Source organism: Flammeovirga sp. SubArs3, from assembly GCF_947387565.1.
Lineage (GTDB): Bacteria > Bacteroidota > Bacteroidia > Cytophagales > Flammeovirgaceae > Flammeovirga > Flammeovirga agarivorans.
Genome location: NZ_CANDOA010000001.1, coordinates 589,091 through 603,875 on the forward strand (window position 1 = coordinate 589,091; position 14,785 = coordinate 603,875).

The following is a 14,785-nucleotide window of genomic DNA, read 5'->3' on the forward strand; positions in this document are numbered from 1 at the left end:
CTATGAAAAAGAATTTATTAATACTTATTGCCCTAGTTATTTCTATTTCTTCATGTACATTTTTGGATTTAGATCCTAAAGATGAAATAGGAAGGGATGATTACTATCAAAATGATAAACAGGCATATCTCGCTTTATCAGGAGTATATGCTTCATTAAGAGATATATATGATCAAGATTTCTCGATCTGGTTTAATGTGGGAACCGATGAGATGTTGTACCGAAGATCTTTGTTTAATCATGAATTAACGAAGATGTCTTACAATGATTCTGATGTGGATTTGAACCGTATCTGGACAAGAACCTATAGAGGGATCAATAGAATTAATGATCTGATTGACAACCTAAGTGAAAGAGATACTATCGATTACTTATCAAAAGCAGATCATGAACTGATGATTGGAGAAGGACTTACTTTAAGAGCTTTGTTCTACTTCAACTTAGTTAGGGTTTGGGAACATGTGCCCTTAAGATTGGATCACTTTACTGATATCGATGGTAATCTGGATATGCTGAATTTACCAAATACTCCAGCACCTAAAGTATACAATCAGATTATTGCAGACCTTGACAAAGCAATCACTTTACTTAATGACCGTCCGAAAGAATATGGTAGAGTAAGTAAACAGATTGCACATGGTTTAGCCGCAAGGGTGTACCTGACAATGGCAGGAGCAAGAATTCAAGGAGGCGATTTGGGTAGAGATTACTGTTTACAAAAAGTCATCGAACATACCAATGCAGTAACAGAATTTGGTTATCACTCTCTATTGCCAGAATACAAAGATGTTTTCCTAAACCAGATTCAAGGAATAAGAAGAGATGTAGAGGTCATGTGGGAAGTAGATTTTACCGTTACTGAAGGTAGAGATTTGGGAGGTAGAATTGGAAACTTTAATGGTGTCCAAATACAGTTAACCACAGGTACTATGCCTTTTAGTATTGGACATGCTTACATCACCCCTTCCATGCATAAAAGCACCTACAGTGCAGACGATACCCGTTTTGAGTGGAATTGTGCCAACTTTAGTTTCAATTACAGAGACGACAATTTTGTGGCTGTAAATATTGGAAATGAGTTAAGATGGTTCCCTGGAAAATGGAGACGTTTAGACAGAGGAAGAGACCATAATGGTGAATTAGACGGAACAGTAGAGACCCTAGAAAATGGGGTGATTATCAAGGATAGAACATCGATCAATTTCCCAATTTTACGATTTAGTGATATTCTTTTGATGCGCGCTGAGGCTAGTTATTTATTGTATGGTGAAAGCGGTCAGGCAAAGACAGACATCGAAATGGTAAGACAAAGAGCCAATGCGGGTTCGTTAAGCCAGGGATTGAGTGATGCCAACAACGATTTTATGAAGTTGATTCAAGATGAACGTAAGAGGGAATTATGTTTTGAAGGACACAGACGTTTCGATTTAGTGCGTTGGGGAATTCTAGAAAAGACTATGAAAGAAGTAAGTCAGAATGTGAGATCAAATAAAGACTTCCGTCCTGATAATGAAGAGCACTTGGCATTCCCAGGTGAAAGATGTGAAGAAAAGCATGTGGTTTTCCCTATTCCTACGGAAGAATTACAATTGAATTACAACATCAAACAACATCCTCTTTGGTAATCTAAAACTCTAAAATCATGAAAAAATTAATATATATATTCTTTACGTTTTTACTGGTAGGTTGCTTGACCAATAACGAGGTGGACTTTAATGTACCGGATGTGCCTCCAGAAAACTTATTGTACCATAGAAATGATCTTACGGTGGCACATAATAGAGCAGTGCAAGGCGATGCTCCAGAGGTGATCTCAAAAGGAACGACCACTTTCGATATTGCTGAGGTTGTATTAATAGAGGATAGTATTCGTACAGATGTACCTGAAGAATACAATCCGTTTACGATTGATATTGAAACGGGACAACTCTCTTTGGAACCAACGGATGGAACCACTTTGGGTAGGTATCATGTAAGTGTAATGGCTTCTAATGAGGCAGGCACTTCTAATTTTGATGATGCTTTCAGAGTTATGTTAGTAGATAAACGCCCTGAGTTATCATTGGAAACAAAAAAGGATTCGATCATTCTATATATGGATGAAGAAGGTACCCCGTTATCTTCTCAAGTAGAAAGTGTAAGTGTGGTTGCCGAAGGTGTATTCTTATCGGATGTTCAGATTGAAGCATCGCCAGAATTACCTGCTTCTACAACGATTTCATTAGATGCCAATGGCCGTTTTCATGTCAGAGGAACTTTAGAGAATGAAGATTATATCATTTCTATAAGTGCTGAAAATGAGTATGGTGTATCGGAGAATAACCCTTCTTTTACCCTCTATACGAAAATGCTAAAAATTGAGGAAAGAGAATTATTTACCATGCACATTGATCAAGGTTTAAAACCAGACAACGAAGATGAATTTGTTTTTGCTGAAATAGATTTCATGAAGATTGATGGTCCTGCATTACCGAATGGACAGACTTGGTGGAATATCGCAGTAGATAGAAATAACCACCCTAATGTAGACCGTAGAGAGAACTTTATTACAAGAAACTATGCCAGAAATTATGATAACGTTTCTACTGCAAAGCATGTGATGGTTACTCCAGAAATGTCTTCGGAAAACATGGAAGTGATGACGATCGATATCGGTGCGGTGTTCAATAATATCACAGGAGTTGGAGGCGAACAACGTATTGAAGCCAGAGTAGTCAAAGCAGAAGATTATCAGGAGGCTTTAGACGCTGGAAGCATCAATGAAGCGTATGAGCATTGGACTTTGGCATTTAATTCAGCCGATTACCAAGTAGACGAAAAGAAATTATTTATTCACCAATCAATAGAGATCAACAATCCTTTTGAAGGAGAAGATTTCCGTGTTGTAGTAGTCTACGTACATGGTCTTACTTCCGCAGTGAATAGAGGATATATGGGTATTGACGAATTAGGAATTAGAGGTAGATTTTTAGTAATTAATTAATAAAAGTTAGAAGGTTGATAGGACCCAGCTTTTGTTGGGTTCTATTTTTATAAATACTCCCTAATATTAAAATCTAAATAATTTGAAATACCGTATAAAATATAATTACTACAGTACAACTGAAACTTCAACTACTGATATGATAAGATCGGTACAAAATGTTATCTTAACTCTACTATTTTTATTATCACTACAGCCTTTATCTTATGCACAGAATTTAAACTCAAATGATTTAGTTATTCATTTAGATGATGCCTCAAATGAGCAGTTACTTAACCTTGAAAAAATTCCTTTTTACAAGGACAATTCAAGAGTAATGACGTATGCAGATATCGTTGGAGATTCATTAGAGTTCAAGAGTGCTAAAAAGTATTCTAAGGAAAACTTTGATACGAAAGCGACGTATTGGATGAAGTTTTATATCGATATCCAAAAATTCAATAATAAATCATGGACATTTGAACTATATGATCAAGCCATTGATGATGTTGTTGTATTTTTTGTAGAAACCGACGGTGAAGTAAAAAAAGAGGTCATGGGTGATATGTATAATTTCGACCAGAGACCCTTTGCACACAAAAACTTTATCATCCCCCTAAATAATAATATTGATTACAGCCAGCCAATTTATATTAAGGTGCAATCGAACCACAAGGTAGATTTACATATCAATTTTAGAAGTACTGAGCGTTTAGTATATCATGCTACTTTAGAGTATTTATGGTTTGGTATCTATTACGGAGCGATTTTAATCATGGCCATTTATAATTTCATGCTGTGGTTAAGTATCAGAGAATCAAAATATTTAGTATATATTCTGCATATTTTTACAGTGGGTTTATTTAATGCTTCTGCAGACGGAACAGGCTTTCAGTTTGTGTGGTATGATAACCCGATCATCAATAGTTACGCTGTTAATCTATTAAGTATTTTCTGTGCATTGTCTGTGACTTTCTTAATTAAAGAAGTCTTGATCAAGGAAGCCAAGAATGCAAAATATGTACGTTATATCAATTACCTTTTAATAGGGCAAACACTGATTTTGGCCGTAGATTTATTGATTATTAATAGTCAGGCCAATAGTATTATTCTCTTGCTATGTATCCTTATTTTATTGTACTATACCGTTAATGTTTATAGAGAGAAGCTAATCTCTATCTACTTTGTATTCGGTTTATTGATGTTGTTGGCAGGTACGATTTTATCTATCCTAAAGGCACATGGCATGATACCGTTTAATATGCTTACACAGTATAGTTTAAGAGGGTCACTTTTAATGGAAATGCTTTTGTTCTCTTATGCCTTATATGATTCATTACGAGTGTTAAAAGAGAACGAGAAGCGATCGCAATTACAGCTTATTGAGCATCAAAAGAAAACAGAAATGATGCAAAAGCAAGTGATCGAGGAGCAAGAGAAGACCATGCGTCTAAAAAACAAGGTGAATGAAGAGCTTGAAACTAAGGTACAGGAAAGGACAGCCTCTTTAATGGAAAGTGAAAGAAAATTGAAGGAGCTGAACCAGAAGTTACAAGAGAAAACAGATCACCTTAATTTGATTAATCAGACCTTGGACGTCAATAATTATAAGCTGAAGAAAAGTATCATTAAGGAGAGAGAAAATAGGTTTGTGCATAAGATCATAAGCTTAGAAGAATTTAAAGAACTCTTTCCAGACCATTTATCTTGTAAACGCTATTTGGACAAGCAAAAGTGGGAACAAGGGTACGAATGTAAGCAGTGTAAAAACACAAATTATTCTAAAGGCAACCAGTCATTTTCTAGACGTTGTTCTAAGTGTGGTTATGTAGAGTCTGTGACGAGTAATACCGTATTTCATAGCGTAAAATTTGACCTTACAAAGGCATTTTATCTTTCATATATCACAAGGTATCATGAAAAGGATTTCACAAATGTTGAGTTAGGAACGCAATTGGAAATGTCGAGAAATACTGTAGCCAAGTTTAAAACGAAAATCCTTAGTGCCAAGGAGAAGAAGTTATTATTACCGACATTCTCGCCAGAAATTTTCAACAAAAATTAATCGATCAATATTCACTAACATCATTCATATTCTTAATTAAGAATATACTATCAACTAAAACCAAATGAAATATTACAAAGCATGGGCCATAGGTGTGCTACTATTTTGTAGTACCCAAGTATGGGCTCAATCACCTAATTTTATTGTCATTGTAGCCGATGATCTTGGTTATTCTGATGTAGGATACCATCAGTACAGAACAGATATTCCTACACCAAACATTGATGCACTTGCCACTAAAGGAGTACATTTTACAGAAGGATATGTTACTGCTCCGGTTTGTGCTCCTTCTAGATCAGGGTTACTGACGGGGACTTACCAACAACGTTTTGGTTTTAAAGATAACCCAGGACCTTTCCGTCCTTCTCCAGAGATTGTTCCGGGGATCAGTCATGATTACCCTACGTTAGCCCAAGAGTTAAAAGAAGCGGGGTACAAAACAGCTGCGATAGGAAAATGGCATCTTGGAGGACAGGAAGACAATGCGTACATCCCTTATAATAAAGGCTTTGATTACTATTATGGTTTCTTAGGAGGTGCATCATCGTATTATTTTGAAGATCATGCGACACAGTTTTTCTTAGAAAATGATACCCCTATACAGACGCCCAATAAGTATTTAACGACACTATTTGGGGACAAGGCAGTTGAATATATTCAGCAACAAGACCAAGAACAACCGTTTTTTATGTATTGGGCACCTAATGCTGTTCACTCTCCACTAGAAGCTCCTAAGGAAGTTTTAGCACAGTTTTCTCATATCGAAGATCCCATGCGTAAGAAGCTTGTAGCCATGCAATATGTAATGGATCAGAATATTGGTAGGATTGTACAGGCTTTGAAAGAGCAAAGCTTACTAGAGAATACGATGATCGTTTTTATTAGCGATAATGGAGGGAAACCGAATGACAACGCTTCCTACAACTTACCACTCAATGGACAAAAAGGAACTTTATATGAAGGAGGAATAAGAGTTCCCTACTTTATGTATTACCCAAGTAAGATTGCTGCCAATCAGAAATATGAAAAGATGGTTACAAGCTTAGATATTATGCCAACGATCTTATCTCTAGCTGGAAAAACTCCTACGAATGCATTAGATGGGGTGGACTTATTACCCTACTTAAATGAAGTTGATAATAAGGCTCCACATCAAGATTTATATTGGAAAAATGCCAATAAATGGGGAGTAAGAGACTTGGAATGGAAGTTATTTTATGATCAGAAGAACGATAAAGTCAGGTTATACCATATTGCAAATGACCCTTACGAAGAGCATGATGTATATGATCAATACCCTAATGAAGTAGAAAGATTAACCCAAATGTATACTGCTTGGGATAGTAAGAATGCGACCTATTCTTGGGGATGGAATCCTGCTGCCATCGGGAAGTATAAAGTAGATAATCAGTTTACGTTTGAAGAATTGATATCAGAGAAATTTTCGAGTGTAGATTTTGAAGATGTAATGGTGGTTCCTAATACCAAAAAGGAAGGTTTAAATACTTCAAACCAAGTGATGCACCTTAAAATGGGAGAGAAGAAAGGTACGTTAAAAGTATTCGCAAGATATTCTCCAATGATGAAAAAAGGACACCGATTTGGGCATTTAAAAGTGAGAAGCAAACAACCGTTTACGGTGACAATGAAGCTAAATGGAGATACAAAAGCGATTACATCACAAAAGGCTCACAAAGAGTACAACGGAAATGATGAATGGCAAGATCTAGTCTTTGATTTTTCAGAATGGAAAGGCAAAAAATCAAAAGGCATCACACTTGAATTTTCTGGAGTGGAGCACAACGAAGACATTTTTGTCGATGACATCTGGTGGAATAATCAAGGAAAAGAAATAATTGATAATGTGAGTACTAAAGTAGAAAATGTTGCACTTTATCCAAGTATCTATAATGAAGATAAACAAGTAGTTGTTTGGAAAAATATCCCCAATGTGGAACAATACATTATCAAATACAAAGGAGAAGTGATAGGAACAACAGACAAGAATTATCATTTGCTACCGAAAGAATACGAGAAAAAAGAACTGAACATAAAAGGAGCTAAAATCAACTAAACCATGAAAAGAAGGTACAGAATTTTAATAGGCATTTTGTTATGCATTGCTGCAAGAGTTGCTCAAGGGCAAACACCTAATATTTTACTTATCACCGCAGACGATATGGACTACTATTCATTGGGAGTGAATGGTAGTAAAGTAGAAGATATTACACCTAACTTAGATAAGTTGGCAGGTGAGGGAATACGTTTTACAAATGCCCATGTTACTGTAGCGGTTTGCCAACCTTCTAGAGGAGTGATTGGTACAGGGCGTTACCCTAACAATAGTGGTATTTTAGGTTTTTACAGTGCCTATAATTCAGTGCCTACTTTAGCCGAAGAATTAAAAAAGGGAAAAGGATATGAAGTGGGAGTACTTGGTAAAGTAAAACACTCTACACCTAAAGACGATTACATCTGGGATTACGATCAAGATGCAAAAGATCTAGGAAGTGGGAGGAGCCCAAGGTTATATAAAGAGCATTTTCAGAAGTTTGTGCAACAAGCAAAAGGTAAAGATGCGCCTTTCTTTATGATGGCGAACACCCATGATCCACACCGTCCTTTTTTCAAGGATACTCCCAATTATGAAAGAGGAGGGAAGCAAAGGCCTTCAAGAATTTATACTCCAGATGAGGTAGAGGTACCGGGCTTTTTAGAAGATTTGCCAGGTGTTAGAAAAGAATTGGCAGGGTATTACTCTTCAGTAAGAAGATGTGATGATGTTATTGGCGGACTTTTAAACGTTTTAGACGAAGAAGGATTGGCTGAGAACACTATCGTTGTGTACTTATCTGACAATGGAATGGCTTTCCCTTTTGCAAAGTCTAATGTCTATGTACAGTCGACCAGAACTCCTTTTATCATTAAATGGCCTAAAGGAATTAAAGCTGGTCAAGTAGATGAGGAGCATTTAATTTCAATGGTTGATTTAATGCCTACGTTACTAGAAGCTACAAAAATTAAGTTGCCTAAAAAGCTGGATGGTAGAAGTTTTTTGCCAATATTAAAAGGTAAAAAGCAGCAAGAAAGGGAGTTTGTATATACTCACTATAATGAAAACTCAGGGAGCAAAGCCTTTACTATGAGAGCGGTGCAATCTAAAGATATCTTATATATTTTCAACCCTTGGGCAGTTGGTGGCCGTCAATACAAAACGTCTTCAATTAATGGTTCATCGTTTGAGGCGATGACTGAAGCGGCACACAACGATAAAGAACTAAGGGAAAGACTAGATTTCTGTTTATTCAGAACAGTCACTGAGATGTATGATTTAAGCAAGGACCCACATGCCTTAAATAATATCATTGATGACAACGAATATGCTACTACACAAGAGGTCATGGAACAAGAAATGATTAGAAGTATGCAAGTCACTAAAGACCCTATGTTACAGTTGTTCTTACAAAGGGATAATGAGCAATATCTGATAAAGGAAACGAATAAAATTCAGAAAGACGCGAATATCCGTAAGAAGGAAAGAAGGGTACAAAAAGCTAAATAAAGACATTACTTTCGTAATAGTGATTCGGTGTATAAATAAGGATTAGGTGAAAGCTTAATCCTTTATTTTTTTAGTCTTTCCTATAAAAAGGATATTCCAATTAAAACATGTTGATCGTTTTCAGGCTATTGTAATATTATAATTGAGTGAAATTTTAAAAATATTGTCTTTTTTATATAAATTAAATCGTATTACAATAACTGGTGAAGAAAGAAAATTAATAATGGGACATTTTAGTGGATATCCATTGACTAGATGGAAAGGAAAAAGGTTGATGATTTTGGAGGAAGATTTTTCTTATACAGATGATGATGGAAAAATTTGGTTAGCACCTTCAAATACCGAACTAAAAACAGAACTCAATGGGGCTACAATTCCAAGAACACTTTGGTCTTTAATAGGGTCTCCGTATGTAGGTTTATACAGAAGAGCATCCGTTGTTCATGACTTTTTTGTAGGTGAAGGAAACAATCCAGATGTTTCTTTTTTGGATAGAAGGAAGGCTGATAAAATGTTTTTTGAAGCTTGTAAAACTGACGGTTGTAGTTGGAGGTTTGCCGCCATCCTTTATTTAGGAGTGAGTGTTGGGTCATGGGCATCAAAATTCAGCTTTATGAACAACATTGACTATGAAGATGATACATTAAGTGTAGAAGAAGAGAAATATATAGTTAATAAATTTTTCAGTCTTAGAGATAAAGCAGACTTAATCATTAATGATAACGAAAATTTTGAAGATCTGGAAAGGTTGGTGGATACTGAAATAAATAGAGATTAATCTTAGGAAAAAAGAAACTCCATAAATATTATGGAGTTTCTTTAGGGATTAGATGTAAATGATTTTAGTTGATCAAAACTTTTTCTATTAAGTCATTTTTATTTGAAGAGATTCTTATGAAATATAAACCTGTATCTAGATGTGCTACATTAATATTAATTTGTGGTGTGTTTAAATCACTTTTTTCATAAATGATTCTCCCATAGATATCTATCAAAGCCAATGTGTCGATCTCCATATTTCTTCTCAATTTGATATTCAAATTTTGATTAGCTGGATTGGGATAGACATCTATTAAGGATGAATCAAATTTCGTTTCATCTGTATTACTGATCACACTGTTATTTGTAGAACATGAAACGGTATTCAACGAAGCATTGTAAGTTAGATTAGTGTAATCTACACCTTCTACACACACTTCAAATGATTGGTCTGATGTTGTAGATGAAGTGGTAAGTGTAACCTTCCCATCTTCTCCCGTAACACCAGAAAAGTCTTCATTAAAACTACCTCCGAAGGTTCCTTCTACGGTAGCACCATTCACTGGTTGGTTTAGATTATCATAAATTGTAATGGTTGCTTGCCCATATACTTCATTATTTTCACTTTCTGTAGTTGTCGTTTCTATAGCGTAAACAAACACTTCTTCCGCAACTGATTCAGTATAAGATAGGGTGATGTCATCGACCCAGATCACTCCTGATCCTGATGATGTGTTGCCAAAGTTGACAAAAATTTCCATCCCAGAGATCATGGTACGATCTACTAATGTACCCGGATCTGGATAGCCTGATTTCCACTTTCCATTAAAGTCCCAAGTATAGGTATACCATTCTCCATCTTTTGTTACTTCCGGTTCAAATGGGATTTCATTTGTAGCATAACCATGAAAGTCAACTAAGTCTATTCTGAAGTTAGCGTTAGGATTGTCGTTTTCTAGTTTTACTTTAACAGAGAGTTTAGCATGGTTAGAAAGGTCTAATATAGCATCAAAGTCTTTTGTAATTCTTGGATAATACTCAGGTCTATTGACAGTATAATCAATACGTAAAGCTTCCTCTTCTAGGCTTAAAGTAAAGTTATTGTCTCCTGTAGGAGGGTTGTACTCTTCAAGTTGATCTGTAGAAAAGTCATCTATAATATAATCAACTTCTGTTTCAAGGTTGTTCCTTACTAGCACTTCTATCACATCACTTGTCGTTCCACAAGACGTTTCCATATCTACGCTTACTTCACCCGATTCATCACTTACTTGCACTTCTATTGTATTAGTGCCATCTCCAGATAAGATTGTATATCCTTCAGGTACATGCCAGTTGTAGCTGTCTTTACCCTCTGAAGCAGTAAATGTTACCGTTGCATTTTTTTCTAATAGACTTTCACCAATAAAATGGTCTTTCACCTCATATACCCTTACATAGTCCACCAACATTTTCACACCTTCTTCACGGTCAAAAATGGTAACGTCTACACCTAGGTCATTATCTACTTTAACAGCACCACCCCAGTCGCCACCAACAGCAACATTTAAAAGAACGGCAAATGGTTGAGTAAAAGGCCAAGCTTCCCATCCTGTACCATCGTTATATGTTGTGAAGAATAAAGCATCATCAACATAAAACTCCATTCTATTGGGTGTCCATTCTACTACATAATTATGAAATTCAGTAGTCACAGTAGGTACAGTAATCTTATTTGTTTTTTGTGTGCCTTGTCCCCAATTGTATTTATAAGTATGCGTAGTGGCATGTACTACCCCTTCTTCATACCCCACATGTTCCATGATGTCAATTTCACCAGTATTTGGCCAACCGCCACCACCATAGTTGGAGTTTTGCCAGTTTTCAGGCATCATCCATATAGCAGGCCATGTGCCTCTACCAGAAGGTAATTTTGCTCTTACTTCTATTCTACCATGTAGTGTTCGATGACCAGGAGTATTGGAGAATAATCGGGCAGATGCATATTCATTTTCTGTTTCCGATTCTGTCGCTTCAATAATTAATAGACCATCCTCAACTCTAGAGTTTTTTCTATCATTTACATAAGCCTGTAGCTCGTTGTTATTGGCACCAACACCCATTATTTCATGTACCCATATGGAAGGGTCGGGTGCACCTGTATAATCAAATTCATCACTCCATAACAGTTCTCTACAAGATAGATTCTGAGCATTTGCATTCTTTGTAAAAAGTAAGAGTGAAGATAATATTAGTAGTGTTTTAATCACTAAAGAGTAATAGATTTTCATAATTGAAACATAGATTAAAAAGTTCATTTCATATGGGAATCAATCCCGATGTTTCAAAGGTAGAGGGTGAAAAATCTTTCACATAAAAACACTACCGCGCAATACTACACAACCCTTTTTTACCCACTACTCAAAACTACTCAAAATTCATAATCAACTATTATTCAATGATTTAAAAATCAATAATTGAAGAGGAAATCGTTGAGGTTTTCATTTTTATCAATGCTTAGTTTTTTTCTTAATCTGTATCTATACGCTTCAATACTTCTAATTGTACTGTTCTGAATCGTTGCTATTTCCTTAGTAGATAGACCCGTTTTAATAAAGGCACATAATCTTAACTCAGTAGCGTTCAATTCAGGGTATTCATTCTTCAATTTTTTGAAAAAGTTATTATTAATTTCATCAAAATGGACTTCAAATTGTTGCCAATTGGTGATTTCCGAATTGGATAGCTTTAGCTTATTAATAAGAGATTGAATTTCTTTTTGAGCCATAGGGTTCACATCAGAACGTAGATCAGCCAAGGTATCATAGATCTGTTCTATTGTATCTTTCTTGTTGGCTAATTGTGCAGAAAAGGCACTTAACTTTGTTGATTTTTCTGCAAGTTCTGTAGTGTTTTTATGCAGTTTGGCTTCTAAGATTTCATTTTTGAGTGCGATGATCTCCTTGTCTTTTTTTAGCTTTTCTCTTCGGTTTTTACTTTCTATAGACCTTTTGGTATATAACCTTATGAAGTACATAAATAGAAGGAAACAAATGAAGTAAAGTAAATAGGCCCAATGTGTTTGGTACCATGGCGGTAAGACTCTAAAATTAAAGAATACGACAGGAGTTTGTTTATCATAGATGTTTTTTGCTTTTAAACGGAACGTATATTCTCCTGCAGGCAAGTTGGTGTAGTCTTTAAAATTGATATCCGTAAAGCGACTCCATTCTTTGTCAAAACCTTCCAGTTTATAACTATAACTAACCATATCCTGATCAGAATAAATAGGAACAGAATAATTGATTTTTATTGAATTGTCATTGTAAGGAAGTGCAAAATTTTGATGAGCCGAACCCGACCTAAATAAAGTAGAATCAGGATTTCCTATTAAAGTAACCTTATCAAAAATAGGATATACATCTGGCGTAAGGTTAGGATTTACTTTCTTCTCCTTTACAAAAAGATTAAATCCATTTTTACTACCTAATAGCACACTATCTTTCGAAAGCGGATACATTAGTTCAAAACCAGAAATTGTAGTATGATATAGTTTTCTAAACATATCCGTTTCTCTGGTGTATGAACCATCTATTTTCTTTTGAAGTACTCCCACTTCTAAATTGTTTAGTACATACCAGAAGTTTCCAAACTGATCTTCAGTTATCTTATTAATTTCAGTGGTATGACTTAATAAATTTTCTAACTGCGTATATAGACGAAAAGAGTCTGCCTGATAATCATACGTATAGATTCCTTTATGTTCTGATGTGAAAATAATATCCTCATTGATTCTCGAAACATTGATACCTAAGTCGGAAGGAAAACCATTTTCTGAGTTGTAAAATGCTACTTTTTCAGCCTCTTTTAAATCGTCACTTAATTTTATTTTAAATACTCCTTTATTGCCATGAGAGATCCATAGTATACCATTTTCATCTTCTTCAATTAATCTCGATGAATCTGAAAACCCCTTTATTTTATGTGAAAAACGAGGAATACCATCTTCAATATTGTATACCAACAATCCAGAGTAAGTACCTTGAATCGCATATCCTTTCCAATGGTTTAATGGTTTCATCAACCAACCTCCCTGAATATCATTTATCATTTTCAGTTGGTTGTTTTGGTACACAAATGTTCCCTTATTATGTCCCACAATTAGGTGATCATTGATAACATCCATGTTCCAAACATTTCCTTCGGAGTTGGCAATCAATTGAAAATCAACAGGGTGATGTGTACTAAATCGGTTATATTTTACACTGTAAAGACCTTGAGATGTACCTAAAAAGAGTTTATTTTTATATTTTTTCGCTGTGTAACCAATTCCAAATACGTTGTAGTTATCACTAATAGGTGTTACCTGGTGATAAAGATTCAAGTAAGAAACACCGTTATCAGTACCTAACCATAAATTTTCTTTGTTATCGATAAAGGCAGTCATCACTTTACTTTTAATGCTCCCTAAACCATTTTTGATTTCTCTTTTTATTTTTCCCTTTTTATCCATGACAATAACAGTATTATCAGCCGTTGTGATGATATATAAATCGTTGAATAAAACGACCTTAACTGTCCTAAATCTATTCATTGAACGGGTGAGGGGAACGTCCACAACCTTACCCTTCTTGAGTAGAAAACATTGAAAATGATTGTCTATTATTAGCAGTTGGTGCTCACCATAGGGTAGTATCGAATTGATCTTATTTGGGGTGAATTTTCGAAGATGTGCAACACTTTCAAACTGCTCGTTTTTTAAAATATGTAGTCCTCCAGAAACGTCTACACTATAGAGCGTATCATTCACAATGGAAACATGTTGAAAGGCCTTTTGAGGTGATATTATTGTGAACTTTTCTTCTTGATAGATAAGGAGATGCTCTGTAGATATAAAGGCAATGCCTTGTGGTAGCTCATAAATTTTAAGGATCACACCTAATGATCTCTTGATGGTCTCTGGCAATTTAGATTTTATAGACTGATATATTAAGTTTCCATCTTTGTCATTTTCTAAGTACCCTAACTCATCTATTGCACCAACCCATACTCTTTGTTGAGCATCACAATACACAGATTGGACAATCGTATTGTTAGGCATTTTGATCAATTGAAGTTGTCCTCCATTATATTCTACAACCCCAAAGCTATTACCAAAATACATGATATCATTAGCATTTTGAGTAATACTATAGGTTTGATTTGCCAGTTGCCATTCTTCTAATTTCTCTTGGGAAGGTCTCCCAGGTGTTGTAGAAAAACACATCGATGGCAATACTATTACGCTTAAAAGAAGAAAAAATAATTGAAATAGTAGTTTATTCATTTCACTGATAAATAGTAAAAAAAAATTCGTTAGTGACGTTAATATATCAATTAATAGTCCAAATGAAAGTGGATGTTTAGTTTTTTATAATGTTATAAGTGAACCCAATGGATAGTCATTAATGTAAAGTTG

General features: G+C 35.2%; 8 protein-coding genes. 6 read left to right on the forward strand and 2 right to left on the reverse strand.

Translation table 11 applies throughout. The features are described from left to right. Window positions 1–2: 2 nt before the first annotated feature. From QL232_RS02305 to QL232_RS02330, 6 genes are all read left to right on the forward strand, one after another. Window positions 3–1,625 (forward strand): RagB/SusD family nutrient uptake outer membrane protein, encoded by a 1,623-nt coding sequence (locus QL232_RS02305; protein WP_281612897.1) that lies wholly within the window; start codon window positions 3–5, stop codon window positions 1,623–1,625. Between the two features lie 17 nt (window positions 1,626–1,642). After that, window positions 1,643–2,983, forward strand: a complete 1,341-nt coding sequence (locus QL232_RS02310) for a hypothetical protein (RefSeq protein WP_281612898.1) — start codon at window positions 1,643–1,645, stop codon at window positions 2,981–2,983. Between the two features lie 139 nt (window positions 2,984–3,122). Next, window positions 3,123–5,027, forward strand: coding sequence for a 7TM diverse intracellular signaling domain-containing protein (locus tag QL232_RS02315; protein WP_168882368.1), 1,905 nt, complete (start codon window positions 3,123–3,125; stop codon window positions 5,025–5,027). Between the two features lie 64 nt (window positions 5,028–5,091). Then, the gene (locus QL232_RS02320; protein ID WP_281612899.1) at window positions 5,092–7,101 is read left to right on the forward strand and encodes a sulfatase-like hydrolase/transferase; all 2,010 of its coding nucleotides are present in this window, start codon (window positions 5,092–5,094) and stop codon (window positions 7,099–7,101) included. 3 nt (window positions 7,102–7,104) lie between these two features. Continuing rightward, window positions 7,105–8,589, forward strand: a complete 1,485-nt coding sequence (locus QL232_RS02325; RefSeq protein ID WP_281612900.1) for a sulfatase — start codon at window positions 7,105–7,107, stop codon at window positions 8,587–8,589. A 223-nt stretch (window positions 8,590–8,812) separates the two neighbouring features. Beyond that, window positions 8,813–9,367: a DUF1353 domain-containing protein gene (locus QL232_RS02330; protein ID WP_168882371.1), complete on the forward strand. Its 555-nt coding sequence runs from the start codon at window positions 8,813–8,815 to the stop codon at window positions 9,365–9,367. Window positions 9,368–9,431: 64 nt separating this feature from the next. Here the strand turns inward: QL232_RS02330 and QL232_RS02335 are convergent, their stop codons facing one another. Further along, complete coding sequence (locus tag QL232_RS02335) at window positions 9,432–11,618, reverse strand: family 16 glycosylhydrolase (RefSeq protein WP_281612901.1); 2,187 nt, start codon at window positions 11,616–11,618, stop codon at window positions 9,432–9,434. Window positions 11,619–11,797: 179 nt separating this feature from the next. Then, window positions 11,798–14,653: a triple tyrosine motif-containing protein gene (locus QL232_RS02340; RefSeq protein ID WP_281612902.1), complete on the reverse strand. Its 2,856-nt coding sequence runs from the start codon at window positions 14,651–14,653 to the stop codon at window positions 11,798–11,800. Between the last annotated feature and the right edge of the window lie 132 nt (window positions 14,654–14,785).

Excerpts from the sequence above, each read along its gene's own strand:
- QL232_RS02305 (WP_281612897.1), top strand. The coding sequence starts at position 3 with ATGAAAAAGAATTTATTAATACTTATTGCCCTAGTTATTTCTATTTCT.
- QL232_RS02310 (WP_281612898.1), top strand. The coding sequence starts at position 1,643 with ATGAAAAAATTAATATATATATTCTTTACGTTTTTACTGGTAGGTTGC.
- QL232_RS02315 (WP_168882368.1), top strand. The coding sequence starts at position 3,123 with ATGATAAGATCGGTACAAAATGTTATCTTAACTCTACTATTTTTATTA.
- QL232_RS02320 (WP_281612899.1), top strand. The coding sequence starts at position 5,092 with ATGAAATATTACAAAGCATGGGCCATAGGTGTGCTACTATTTTGTAGT.
- QL232_RS02325 (WP_281612900.1), top strand. The coding sequence starts at position 7,105 with ATGAAAAGAAGGTACAGAATTTTAATAGGCATTTTGTTATGCATTGCT.
- QL232_RS02330 (WP_168882371.1), top strand. The coding sequence starts at position 8,813 with ATGGGACATTTTAGTGGATATCCATTGACTAGATGGAAAGGAAAAAGG.
- QL232_RS02335 (WP_281612901.1), bottom strand. The coding sequence starts at position 11,618 with ATGAAAATCTATTACTCTTTAGTGATTAAAACACTACTAATATTATCT.
- QL232_RS02340 (WP_281612902.1), bottom strand. The coding sequence starts at position 14,653 with ATGAATAAACTACTATTTCAATTATTTTTTCTTCTTTTAAGCGTAATA.